The organism is Streptomyces sp. TE5632, assembly GCF_054061295.1.
The window spans coordinates 5,320,961-5,333,908 of sequence record NZ_JBSSEA010000003.1 but is presented as its reverse complement, the minus strand read 5'-3'; the positions used below and the strand labels follow the sequence as shown (position 1 = coordinate 5,333,908).

The window sequence follows — 12,948 nt, the reverse complement described above, 5'->3', positions numbered from 1 at the left end:
TTTTTCGACTTCGGCTTGACGGCTTCTCACTTCCTGTCAAAACTTGCCCGGTTGGTGACCGATCCGGGGGGAACGACACGTGGGGAAGAAGCTGCCCGACGAACTCGTCGAGGTCCTCGACCTCGTCGGCGTCCAATGGCCCGACATCGACGAAGACGAGGTCCGCGACAGCGCCAAGGACTACCGTCACCTGGCCGAAGGCCTCCGCGACGTCATCGCCGAGGGCAACAAGGCCTGTTCCCACATCGTCGCCGGACGCAGCAAGGGCAAGACCGTCGATGCCATCGACCGCCGATGGGGCAAACTCACCACCAAGGACCTCACCACCTTCATCAAGGGCCTCGACGACCTCGCCGAGGCCCTCGACGACTGCGCCGGCTTCATCGAAGGCTGCAAGATCGCCTGCATCGCCGAGCTCTCCGCCACCGCAGCCACCGCCACCGCCGGCGTCATCGGCATGTTCTTCACCGCCGGTCTCAGCGGCCTGCTCAGCGCCGCAGCCATCGCCGCCTGCCGCTTCGCCCTGCACGAGGCCATCGACTACGCCATCGACCAGATCACCTCCGTCGTCACCGACAAGATCGAGGCAAAGATCCTCGGCAAGATCGAAGACCTCTTCACCGACCGACTCGACGCACACGACGACAACGACCTCTCCCACTACGCCCCCGGCAGCGCAGACATGGCCTACGACCTGGTCATCGAGTTCGACGAGTTCGAGAAGGCCTCCGGCGGCTACGGCGAGACCAAGCGCAACTTCGACGAAAAGAAGAAGACCCACAGAACCGGAGGCGCCAAACGGCGCAGCTCCGTCAAGAAAGACAGCCGCTTCCACAAGCTGGCCACCGCCATGGACAAGGCCGAAGACGTCGTCGACAAGAAAATCGACGAGACCATCGACGTCCTGGAAAAACACAGCGGCAAGATCGACGACAGCAAGAAGGAACACAAGAAGACCGACCAGAAGACCAAAGACGACATCGACAGTTGCGATGGCATACGCACGTACCTGCTCAGCACTGACGGCACCGTCCAACGCCTGGACCCCGACGGTCAACTCCGCAGCCTCGACAGCACAGACAAAGACCGCCTGGACGGCATCCTCGACAACGGCAAAGCCTGGCGCCCCCAAACACGGCGAGACCAAGCGGACACAGCCGTACCCAACACCCACACCGGAAAAGTCAGCTCCACCAAGGTCGACCCCTACGCCGACGAACTCGGCCAAGCCACCCAACTCGCCCGCTACGCCCGTAACGAATACAGCGGAAACAATTACGCCGCCGGACGCTACATCGACCCCGACGGCAAAGGAGAAAGCATACTCGTCGGCTACAGCGAGAAGAGCATGCACTCCGAAAGATCGATCGGCTATCCGCTCCTGCACAACGGAAAACAGTCAGGCCTCAAAGAAGTCTTCACCGAACGCGAGCCCTGCCAGCTCAAACCCAGCTGCGACCGCTGGCTCGACCGCCACTTCCCACAGGCCAAAACCGTCCACCACACCAACACTTACGACCAGACCGTCCCACGCCACCAACGGGACAAAGAACACCAGCAATACATGGACGAGCTCCGCAAAGCACACGGCCGCTAACATTGACTCCCCACCCCAGCCGCGCAACACCCAAAAGGTCCCCGCATGAGCTTCGCTATCACGCCGGCCGAACTCCTCAACACCTTCGGCCTGACCGGCGTCGTGTACTTCCCCCGCTACGAATCCCCCGACAACCAGTTCGATACCCGAACCGCAGACTTCCTCAGCCAGGTCGGCCTCCCACACGACGAGACGTTCAAGTCCAGGGCGAGCGTCGGTCAGGAAGAGTCGATCCTCCTGACCGAGTGGTTCACCCCTGACGACGGAACCCTGCCTGAGGAATGTCACCCATGGCTCGTCCTCGGCTACTTCGCAGCCTCCGTCATTGCCCTCGACCCCCGCACCGGAAAGGTGTACGCCTTCGGCGAGGGGGAACCCCTGAACGCCTACACCCAGCTTCATCGAGATGTCGAATCCCTCGTCCACGCCCTGAACCTCTTCAAGGAATTCGAGGAAAACCAACGCGACGACCAGGCCGACATCGACGAGCAGGTGGAGGACCTGCGCGCACGCATTCACGCCTTTGACGCGACTCCCTTCGAGGACGACCAGTCCCAATGGAATCTCGTCCTCGACGAGGTCATCGAAGGTGTCTGGTGAGCGAACCGCCCAGGCCCCGCTGGTGGCGCCAAGGAGAGTGATCAAGGAAAGCCAGGATCCCGACTTCGCACGGCGACCAGCCGGTTCCCACTGCGGTGAGCCGTACGTCCACGGCCTTGTCCACGCGGCTCTGGAACAGGTGCATCGCGTGGCCGACACCGGCGTCGAGTTCGGCCACGGCGACTTCTTCCACCCATACCGTCAGGCATTGGCGCCGTCCCGGCCGGTGCAGTCGCCGCTGTACAGCGGGCTTGCAGACGGCCGGGCCCTGGTCGCAGATGAACCGCCGGGCCCGCTCGGCGTCGTCGGTGAGGAGCGTCGGCGGCACGCGCAGCCCGCACCGCGCCGCGGCCGTGAGCTGGGCCGACTTGTACTCGGCAGCCCGGTTGCGCCCGGCAACCGACCGCCACGGACCGCGTGTTGCCCGGCAGGACGACGCTCGTCACGACCGCACCCGGCCGGCCGCGCGCACCGCCTCCAGTCACCTCCGATCCGCACCCAACGTGACCGTCCGTCCCGCGCACCTTCCACAGCAAGCGTCCGTACGGTGACGCAGCGTACGGGCCACGCCACTGGAACGCGCCCCCGCGCGCCCGTCACCGTGGTCCCATGAGCGCAACCACGCCCCAGCTTCCCGCCGCCGTGCGGTCGTTCACGCAGCAATTGTCGTCCACCCGCCGCGGGGCTCGCCTCGCCCGACTGCTCGCCTACGAGCAGTTGCGCACCTGGCAGACGTCACCCGGCGTCACCGACCGCGCGGAGCAGATCGTCGCGGAGCTGGCCGCCAACGCGGCGCTGCACGGCCGGGTCCAGGGCCGCGACTTCCGTCTCACCCTCACCCACGACCCGACTGCCGACGTCCTCCGTGTCGCGGTCACGGACGCTCGCGGGGACCGGCTCCCCTCCCCCGTGACGGACGTCGTCATGCAGCCGGACGACGAGTCGGGCCGCGGCCTGCTCATCGTCGCCGCCCTGGCCGACCGCTGGGGCACTGAGTCGTATCCGCCCGGCGGCAAGACCGTGTGGGCCGAGTGCGCCTGCTGAGCGCCGCCATGTTCACCGATGTACTCGATGGGGTGAGGCCGCCGTCGTTCGGGTCTCCTCTCAGGAACGCGAGCGGTATGGTCGATGGTATGGCAACCAAGAAGTACACCGTCACACTCCCCGAGGAGCTTGCCGAGGCCATCCGGGCAGAGGTGGGCCCCGGCGGGTTCAGCCGCTATGTCACGCAGGCCATAGAGCGTCGGCGGGAGCAGGACCGGCTCGGCGAACTCGTCGACTGGCTGGAGACGGAATACGGCCCTGTCACCGAGGAGGAACTGGCCGCAGCCGAGGCCGAACGCAAGGAGATCGAGCACGCCCATGCGGAGAGGGCTCGTGCGGAGCGTGTCACCGAACAGCAGCAGGCCGGGCAGGAGCGGCACGTCGCGTGAAGAACAACATCGTCTATCTGCTCGACTCCGAGGGTCTGTCCCAGACCGTGCGGGGGGCCACCGCGATGAAGGGGCGCCTCAAAACGGCCCACCTCTCCGGCACCCGCGTGATGACCACGTCCATGACCTTGATCGAGGCGTACGACGTGCGGACCTCCCTTCCGGCCTGGCACTGGGCGCTGTCCCGGATCCACGTCGAGCCGGTGACCGAGGAGATCGCCAAGGACGCCGTCGAGCTCCTCAAGGAAGCCGGCCTCCACGGCCACAAGTACGCCATCGACGCGGCCCTGGCCGCCGTCGCCCTGCGGCAGCCGGGGCCGGTCACCGTCTTCACCTCCGACGAGGACGACCTGCGCAAGCTGTGCGGGGACCGTGTGGTGGTCATGGGCCTGTGAGCCACGACGTCCGCCGCTCCCGCCGCAGAGGGCGGGAGCGGCGGACAGGTCACGAGCCGGGCCGCTGGGCTCCGTATCCGGTACGACCGTCACACGTCGAGCGCCACGCACTGCCGGAGCAGCGGTTCCAAGCGCAGCTGCGTGTCCTCACGGTCGAACACCTGGAAGGCGTCCAGGCACGTGAAGACCCAGCGGGCCTCCTCCTCGTCCTCGATCTCGCAGGCGACGGCGGTCACGGCGCTCTCCACGTCGAACGTGCCCTCGCCGAACTCCTTGACCAGGATCCGGTAGCCCGTCGCGAGCAACGGGTCCGTGTAGACGCCGGTCGCCTTGGCGAAAGCGCGGGCGTCCGAGCGGTCCGTGAGCAGGCCGGCCAGGCGGCGCAGCGCCTCGTCGGGGTCGCCGAGTTCGCGGTGCAGCCGGTGTGCCCGGTCGACGAGCAGCGGCCAGCCGCCGGTCAGCGTGTGGAGCCGGTCCAGGCGGTCGTCCGTGTGGAACATCTCGACCCGCTGGGCCCAGCCGCGCAGGCCTCGGCGGTCGTGGCGGCGCAGTACCACGGGGGCGGCCGATGTCGGCTCCGCACCCGTCAGCAGCGTGCGCCACAGGTCCGGCTGCCCGGAGTCGGTCACGATGACTACCGCGCGGGTGACGCCCGGGGTGTGCGGCAGCAGGGTTTCGGCCAGGTCGACGGCCTCGCGGCAGGTCTCGGGCTTCGCCGGGTAGCTGGCGAAGTCGCTGATGACCACTCGCCGTTCGCGCGGGCGTCCGCCGGTGAGTTCCTGCTTGTAGACGCTGGGCCTGCCGATGGGCGGCAGCTTCCAGTCGGCGATCCGTCCGGCGACCGTGCGCAGGGTGTCTCCCACGTCGGTGACCCCGGTGGCCGGTGTGCCCAGGACGATCCGCGTCTGGTTGGCGCGCTCGCCGAGGAGGTCGTCGAGCTGGGTGATGGTGAGCGGCGCGGGCCTGCCGTCCGGCAGGTCCGGCCGGCCCTCCTGCACGATGCTCTCCTGCAGTTTGCAGTCCCGTTCGGCCCTCAGCAGCCGCGCGTCCACCTCGTGCGAGGTACCGATCATGCGCAGCGCGTTCGGTCCGCGCAGGTGCCAGCCCTGGCCGTCGTGGTTGGGCGCCAGGACGCCCAGACCCACCATCTCGGAGAGGTAGGCCCGGAAGCCCTCGGTGTCGAGCTGCTCGAAGCCCTTGCGCCAGAAGGTCTCGCACTCCTCACGCAGTTCGGCGTCGCTCAGCCGCATTTCCAGTCCCTGGTGCCGGGCGTGGTGGGCCAGCACGTTGGCGATCACGTCGTAGCGGTGGTCCAGGCTCAGCGTGTCCTTGAAGGCCGCCGAGATGCCGTCCCTGAGACCGGTGTCCGACTCCACGGCCTCGATGTCGGCGGCTCCCACCGTGTACGGAGGGGCCTCGGCGCCGCGCCGTGCGCGCTTGCGGTGCATCACCTCGACCAACCTGTGCCCGAACATCTGGAGCAGGAACGGCTGGTACGAGCAGTAGCCCAGCACCCGGTTGACCAGGTCGACGTCGGCGAACTCGAAGCCGAGCGCCCGCATCGGCTCCACCAGCAGGTCGGCGGCGAACTGCGGGGCGAGCGGGCCGATCACCTTCGGGGTCTGCGCCAGGTGTCCGAACGGGCCGTTGCTCGCGAGCTTGGAGAACCGCTGGACGGAGTGCAGACCGGCGAAGACGACCTTGGCCCGGTCCTTGGTGTCGGACCCGAGTCCCTTCAGCTTCTTGGTCTGGTCGAACCGGGGGGCGTCCGCCTCGAAGAACTGGTCGCACTCGTCGAGCAGGATCAGCAGGCGGTGCCGGGAGTCCCCGTCGAGCCAGGCGCGGATCGCCGCACGCACGCGCTCGGAGATGTCCTTCTGTGATTTGCGGCCCTGTGGCCGGCCCAGCACCCCCGCGTCGGTCAGCTCACGGTCCAGGACGCTCCACAGGGCTTCGGGCCCCAGGGAGCTGCCCTTGCCGATGTTCTCCTGGTCGAGGTTGATGTACACCGACTGGTGATGTCCGCGGCCCTGTTTCACGAAGTGTTCCCCGGCGTCACTGAGCAGCGCCGACTTGCCGAGGCCCCGGCCGCCGAAAATGACCTGGGTGCCCCTGGGGTCGAGGATGCTCTTGCGTTCGGCGTCACGGCCGTAGAACATCTCGCCGCCGATCCGGCCGCGCTTCTCCCGGATGTACGGGTTGACCCCGGAGAACGGCAGCAGTGTCTGCGTGGCCGTGCTGACCTGGCGGTATCCACTGGCGGCGAGATAGGCCAGGGCCGCGTCGTCCACGACCAGCATCGGCCGCAGCCCGTCGGAACGGACGGCGAGCTCGATACGGGCCTCACGGCCCAGGGTGCCGAAGTAGACGACCAGGAGGCTGGTCGCGCTGCTGTCGCGGGCGGCCAGGCTCATGACGACCTTGGCGGGCGGACGGCCCCAGACCATCAGCACGCTGAGGCTGCCGCCCTGCTCCTTGATCTGTGAACCGAAGGCGGGCGCCTTCGCCCGGCCGTTGATCTCGACCTCGGTCACCTCGAAGAAGCGGTACTCGCGCCGGTGCGGTGACCGCTCGTCCAGCGGCTTGGCGCTCTTGGCGTCGTATCCGAGGAGTTTGAGGGCCGGCAGCAGTTGCCGCCGGGCGGAGATGTCCAGCCGGTCCTTCGGTTCGGTCGCACCCAGCTCACGCCACTCATTGAGGGCGTCCGCCGCCAGTGCGGCCTCGTCGCTGGAGAGGTTCCCGTAGTCCAGTACGGGAATGGCCGGGTGCTTGCCGCCGGAGCGGACGAGCTCGACGAGGTCGTGGCCGATGCCCTTGGGCAGCCCGTCGGGCACTCCGGGGAAGAACTCCGTCAGATGCGTCTCGCCCGCCTCGATCTCCGGGACGGGTTCACCGATCTCCAGGAAGTAGACGAGGTCGGCCGCCGTGGCCAGGCCGCCGGTGTCCAGGTGGCGGAGCACCTGGTCCCGCTCGTCCGCCGTGAGGTCCAGGGCGTCCAGCCGGGCCCGGATCCGGTCGGTGGCCTGCTGCCGGAAGGCGGGCAGGTCCGCCCGTACCTTGTCCAGCGCCCGCCGCACGTCGAGCAGGTCATGGGTGCCCGTGTCGTCGAGAGACGTGCGGGCATCGGCCAGCAGCTCCTGCAGTCGCAGGTCCTGGTCGTCGGTCACTGCTCCATCGGCCTGGGCGCGGTGCAACTCCCCGACGAGTTCGTCGTGTGCTGCCTTCAGCTCCGTACGCCTCGTGGCCTCCCGCTCCTCGATCTCGACGGCCGACGGCGGGGCGAACACCGCCTCCTGCGAGCCGGGCAGCTGCCCGCGGGCGGCCAGGTCCACGATCGTCCGGGCCGCCGTGAACGCGTCATGTGCCAGCCGCTCCGCCAGGGCTTCCGCCCAGCCACGGTGAACCGCCGTCAGCAGCAGGTCCAGCGCGGGACGCTCGCCGACCGTGTCGCACACCTTCAGCAGCTCCACGTCCAGGACGAGTCCGGGGTCCGCTCCGCCACCGGGGCGGGGGGTTCCGGTTCCTCCGGCCAGCAGGGCGAAGAGCTCCTCCATGGAGGAGCGGGCCGCCCACGCGGCAGCGGCAGCCACGGGGCCCGAACACCGTGCCAGCTGTTCCAGGTCCGTCAGCACGGTCTCTCGCCGGTCGAGCATCGACCGGCGCAGGGCGGAGATCTCCTTGACCGCCCGCTCCCCGTCGGTTCGGTCGCCCCGACGGGTTCCCTCCACCGCCAGGCACCATTCCTTGGCCAGATCGGCGACCCGCCCGACGAGGTGCACCAGATCATGCCGTCCCGAGCCCTGGAGCGGCTTGCCGCTGGAGGAGCGGTACTTGCGGTCCATGCGGTCGATCTCGCTGTTGACCTCGGACAGCTTCGACAGGCGTTCGGCCTGGTCCCGGACGTCCGGCAGGGCGTCACGGTCGTCGTCGATCACCGCCGTGAGCAGCGAGCCCAGCAGCCCGCCGTCCGGAGCCAGCCAGCGCTTGGCGATCTCCGTCGCCCGTGCGAACCGCCGCCGCTGAGGTGCGAGGAGGGCGCGGCCCTGCTCGCGCAGTTCCCGCAGCCGGGCCTCGGCCTCGGAGGCGTCGGCGATGACGACCAGCGGGGAGGCGATCATCAGGGCACCGCTGAGGGCACGGTCCGCGACGGCGGTCGCCACCTCCCCCAGCGATCCCGGAAGCCGGGGCACCAGGGCCTTGAGCTGAGCGCCCGCCAGGTGGTCGCCGGTGACCAGGGCCGTACGCAGCAGGGAGGGAAGCAGGATCAGTTCGCTGCCCTCCACGTCACGTCCGGCGAAACCGCCGTGCTGCTGGAGCAGGTCCGCGACCAGTCGTGCGCCATGGCTGTTGCCGGAGGTGAGCAGTGCCGTCGCGCCGGCCAGCCGGAGCGCCGCCACCTGGGGCTCCGGGCGGCCCGCTGCGCGTGCCACGTGGTGGGCCAGCCCGAAACGCCGCTCCACGACCAGGCGCGCCAGCGTCTGCTCGGCCGAGGCATCATCGGTGGCCTCATCCGCGTGCGCGTGCGTCTTCGGTGCCTCCTCGTCGTGCGGCGCGTCGGAAGGAGACGCCGGTGAAGGCGAGGGAACGGTGTCCTGCGAGCTGTCCCCGGCGGCCTCCGCCAGCGAGGAGTCGGTGTGTGGGGGCGTGGCCCCGCCCTCGGTGGGCTTCACGTCCCTTGCGTCGGCAGCAGCCGGTTCGCGGGGTGGGGCGTCGGACGGACGGTCGGTTTTCTGCGCCTGGCCGGGGCGCAGACCGGCGGCGCTCCCGTCGGTCTCCTCAGTTCCCCCGTCGGTCCGCTCGTCGGTCCGCTCGGTGTGGCCGTCCGGTTTCTCGGCCGGGCGCTCGTCGTTCGGCACGCTGTCGGCGGGCGCGGCGGCGTCAGCCTGGGCACCGTCGGCCGCGCCCTCCGCCCCGGCCGCGTCGGAGGTGCCCGGCTCGGACGCGGAACCGGCTTCCGCCGGTTGTGTCAACGTCAGTTCGTGTGCCATGACCGCGGCCATGGCACACGCGGGTACTCGTACGACCCGTTCCTGGAGGGCAAGGATCTCCGCCGCGGCATCCGCCTGCCGTCCCAGGTGGACGAGCTCGACGAGAGCGGTGAGGGCGTCGGCCTCCTGCCGTTCCGTCTCCCCCCATGTCGGGGAGTGCAGCAGGCGGCGGGCTGCGACGCGCGCGGCCTCGGCGGCGGAGGCTGCGGGGCTCTCCACCGGGCACCCGACGGTCAGCAGTTCCCTCAGCGTCTCCCGTGTCCGCAGGTCACGCGCGCAAGCCGCCCGGTGTTCCTGTACTGCTCGTGCCAGGTCCTGAAGGCGAAGGGTGACGGGTGCGATGTCCGCCGTGCGGAACGCTGCGTCGACGCCGTCGAAGATCGCCCTCAGTCCGGTCAACGGCAGCAGGTCACCGTCGTGCGGTGGGCGTCCGTCGTCGACCGCGTCGATCACCCTGCGGGCGGCTTGTTGCGCTCGCGTGAGGGCAGCCTCCAGCCGTCGACAGGCCTCCTCCGGTTCCGTCGGGTCCTCGACCCGGGCCTCACCGGTCGTCGGCGCGGTCACGTCGTCCGCGGTTCCGGGGCTCGGTGTGACGGCGTCCGCAGCGGTGGCGCCCGCGTCCGTTCGGCCGGTCTCGGGAGACCGCTCCTCCACCGCCACCGTGGGTCGCGGTCCCAGGTCGTCCGGTTCCCCGGGGAAGAAGTCCGGGTACGCCTCCGCGACGGTCTGCGCCCTGGCGCGGACGGCGGCGAGTCGTGTGGCTTCCGCGCCGTCCACCGCCATCCCGAACCAGTCGTGGTCCGACATCCAGACGAGAATGCGGGCATCGGCGACGGAAGCGCCGCACCACGCGAACACAGCGCTGCGGACCAGTGTCCCGCCCCACCGGGAGACGGGGTCGGGGGCGGTCTCGCCGTCCCGTGCGAAGACCGACCTGCCCACGTCGTTCATCACGGTGCGCGTGAGCTCCTTGGCACCGCAGACACACGAGTTCTGTCGGGACTCGCGTCGCAGCCTGGCCAGGATGTCCCGGCACAGCGCGCTGCCCGCCCGTCGCGGGGCCGCCATCCGGATTCCCAGGCGGCCCAGCAGAGTCTGCCGGTGCTTCGGCGGGAGAGAGTTGAAGGCCAGTTCCACCATGCCGGCCGTGAGGTCCTCCAAGGCGGTGGCGGCCGGGTGTTCGAGGGCGTTGAGCGCTGCGGCCAGGGCTCCGAGCCACTCGGCCGACACGCCCTGCGGGGAAAACGGCGGCCCCGCGACGACGTGGTACCGGTCCTGCATGGATGGTGCTCCGTTCTGTGGCTGGTCACTACTGGCTGCGGGTTCGGCTCACTCTGCGTCGAGGAGCCCCGGTGAAGGGAAGAGCGGTGGTTCATGGAGCGGAGTGGTCGCGGGATCAGTGGCCACGCGTGTGTTGAGTGACGAAGGTGTATCCCTCGGGCAGCTCCCAACCATCCGCCTTGCCGAGTCTGCGGCAGTGCTCCCGGAAGGCGGCCCGTTGGGTTTCGCTCGGCAAGCGGCCCGGTCGCAGACGGCGCAGGTGGCCGCAGACGAACTGGATCGCCCGCAGTCCCTCGGGGGCCGGCCCGGTACCGCCCCAGGGGCGTATCAGGCGCCGAGGGACGGGACGGTAACCGATGAGCGGTACGGCCGGTTCCCCGCTGCGCGGAGGGAAGTGCGGTTGGCCGAAGACGTCACGACTGCCGGAGGCCGGTTCGAGGAGTTGTTCGGCAAGTAGTGCCTCGACGGCTGTTTCCAGGGCGGTGGTCTGCGACTGCGCCGGCCTACGGCCGTAGACGGCAAGGGGCAGGTGTGAACGGTCCAGCAGAGCATGACCGTCCGGGGTGAGCAGTCCGCAGCGGCGCACCGTTCGCATGACCAGTTGCCGGGGACCGAGACCCGCTGCCGTGTCACCGTTGCGGTCGCTGCCCGGCGCGTCGTCCCGAGTGAGAACGCAAGGGTCGTAGCAGTGCTCGATCACCCGGTCGCCGGCCTGGACCGGCTGTTCGAGCCGCGTCGTGGTCAGGCGGATCACCCGGCCACCGCGGGACCAGTGGAGCCGGAGAACCAGCCCGGGGAAGAAGTCGAGAGGCCACCTCACTCCGGTCAGACGGCCGGCGTCACCGGCGAGTTCGGCGACTGTGTCCTGGACCGTCTCGGCCGCCTCCAGGGTTCCGCCGACGTGGTCCAGTTCGAACCGAATGGCGGGGTGCGGACCGCAGGTCCGCCGTAGTTCTGCGGCGACGTACGGGCGCAGTGGAAGGCAGCCGTGGGTGAGGTGGGCGAGACGCAGCGGCAGTTGCCAGACGATCTCCTCCTCGTCGCTTCGCAGCAGTGCTTCGGGCCCGAGGGCGGCATCGTCCGCGAGCAGTGAGTCGACCGGCTCCGCTGTGCGTTCCGGCTCCGGAGCAGATGCCTGCGTCGTCGTGGACGTCCATCCTCGTCCGGCCGGAACCAGAGGATCGCCGAGGTCCTCCGCGTCACCGGGATGACGGGAGCGCCAGACACCCCCTCCCTCGAAGGCGTCGTCGAACGTGACTCGGGTTCCGTTGGCGAACAGGCCTTGCTCACTGTCTCGTTGGACGACGTCGGCGAGCGTCACGTTCGCCCGGCACACCGCCGCGGCGTACCCCACTCCTTTGAGCAGTTCCGCGGCTCCGGGAAACGCACGCAACCGAGGCCCGACCGCCGTATAGGCGGTGACCGGAACGGTCAGACCGTGACGGCGTCTCGCCGGTGTGGCCGCGCGTTCCACCGCTGCCGCGAGCGTCCTCAGGTCGTCGCCTCCCAGCGGTCCGGTGTCTCGCCAGCAGGCCGCGAGGAAGTCGCGGGTCATGGCGTACGGGCCCCACATGCGCAGCACGTCGCTGGAAGCGAGGACGCGTCTCACCGTGTCGAGGAGGCGCAGCAGACCTACCCGCAGCGCGTCGTCATGCGTGCTGCCTACCAGATCCGCGAGGGATACGGGGACGTAGGGACTGAGGAGCTGCGCCCGTGCGGTCGTCAGCAGGTAGTCCGCGTAAGCGGTCAGGTCGTCGTGCTGCGCCGCCTCCCGCGACGGGTAGCAGACGTCGACGAGGACATGGCCGTCCTCGTCGATCCAGCGGCGGCGGGTGCGTAAGCGGTGGAGCTGGGCGGGTGAGAGGCTCAACGCCGGGCCGAAGGCATGCGGATCCGGAACCAGGCGCTCCCGGCGCCGCGGAGAGGCGTTCGCTCCCGGCCTGCCCGGCCCCTCGGCGCCCGCCGGCGCCCCGGACACCCAAGCCGGGACGTCACCGAGGGCGTCCACTTCCGGATGAGCGCCCTCCTTGTAGACGATCTCGGCATAGAGCGGATCCGACCCGGTGGCGACGCACACCATGGCGCCGACCGGCAGCACGGGCGCGCACTTGCCAAAGGCGATCACGGGGAAGTCGTCGAGACGCAGCGGGCTGCCGCCGTAGCCGTCGCCGTTGAGCTCGTAGCCGAAGTACACGGCGTTGAAGGCGACGGCGGCGTGCAGCGGCGCCGGGCGGGCGGCGACTACCGCCTCCAGGTAGCGCAGCAGTCGTTCCCGTTCCCCGGCCGGTACGGCGTCGTATCCGCCGGTCATGGCGTGCGTCAGCAGGGCATGCTCGCCATAGGGGCTCGGCGCTTCAGGCTCGGTCGAAGGCATCCAGCGGGGCACCTCCCGCTCCACGGCGCGCTCGCCGCTCTTCGGGCACTCGGTCACGCCCTCCGGCCGCGCTCCGGCCGGATCCCCACGTTCCTCGAGGGCTGTTGGTACATGCGGATCCCCACCCATGACACCTCCGCCGCACCTCGGACCTCCCCGATCCGGATGCAGTACTTCACGCAGGCTATGCCTGCTTCTGGCTCTTCGGGCACGTTCTCGTCACTTCGCTACGGTCGGGCAGCCGCACGCCCAAGGCGCCACAGGAGCCACATCCACGAAG

Annotated in this window: 8 protein-coding genes; 5 read left to right on the top strand and 3 right to left on the bottom strand. The window is 69.6% G+C overall.

Translation table 11 applies throughout. From position 1 onward, the window contains the following. Positions 1-79 precede the first annotated feature (79 nt). Positions 80-1,597: a nucleic acid/nucleotide deaminase domain-containing protein gene (locus ACVW19_RS29490; RefSeq protein WP_457463186.1), complete on the top strand. Its 1,518-nt coding sequence runs from the start codon at positions 80-82 to the stop codon at positions 1,595-1,597. Positions 1,598-1,642: 45 nt separating this feature from the next. After that, on the top strand, positions 1,643-2,197 hold the full coding sequence (locus ACVW19_RS29485) for an SUKH-4 family immunity protein (protein ID WP_457463185.1): 555 nt from the start codon (positions 1,643-1,645) through the stop codon (positions 2,195-2,197). Here the strand turns inward: ACVW19_RS29485 and ACVW19_RS29480 are convergent. Beyond that, positions 2,178-2,525 (bottom strand): hypothetical protein, encoded by a 348-nt coding sequence (locus ACVW19_RS29480; RefSeq protein ID WP_457463184.1) that lies wholly within the window; start codon positions 2,523-2,525, stop codon positions 2,178-2,180. The two genes, ACVW19_RS29485 and ACVW19_RS29480, sit on opposite strands and share 20 nt — an antisense overlap. Positions 2,526-2,806: 281 nt before the next feature. On the opposite strand from ACVW19_RS29480, the gene ACVW19_RS29475 reads away from it, so the two are divergent. The 3 genes from ACVW19_RS29475 (at position 2,807) to ACVW19_RS29465 (ending at position 4,025) form a co-directional block, all read left to right on the top strand. Next, complete coding sequence (locus ACVW19_RS29475; RefSeq protein WP_457463182.1) at positions 2,807-3,241, top strand: ATP-binding protein; 435 nt, start codon at positions 2,807-2,809, stop codon at positions 3,239-3,241. A gap of 89 nt (positions 3,242-3,330) precedes the next feature. Further along, positions 3,331-3,630, top strand: a complete 300-nt coding sequence (locus ACVW19_RS29470) for a hypothetical protein (RefSeq protein ID WP_452980167.1) — start codon at positions 3,331-3,333, stop codon at positions 3,628-3,630. Then, a complete protein-coding gene (locus ACVW19_RS29465; protein WP_457463181.1) occupies positions 3,627-4,025 on the top strand; it encodes a PIN domain-containing protein in 399 nt (132 codons plus the stop codon). Before ACVW19_RS29470 ends, ACVW19_RS29465 begins: the two co-directional genes overlap by 4 nt. A gap of 89 nt (positions 4,026-4,114) precedes the next feature. Here the strand turns inward: ACVW19_RS29465 and ACVW19_RS29460 are convergent, their stop codons facing one another. Continuing rightward, entirely contained in the window at positions 4,115-10,294 is a 6,180-nt protein-coding gene (locus ACVW19_RS29460; RefSeq protein WP_457463180.1) for a hypothetical protein, read from the bottom strand. Between the two features lie 115 nt (positions 10,295-10,409). Further along, entirely contained in the window at positions 10,410-12,725 is a 2,316-nt protein-coding gene (locus ACVW19_RS29455; RefSeq protein ID WP_457463178.1) for a hypothetical protein, read from the bottom strand. Positions 12,726-12,948: the final 223 nt, after the last annotated feature.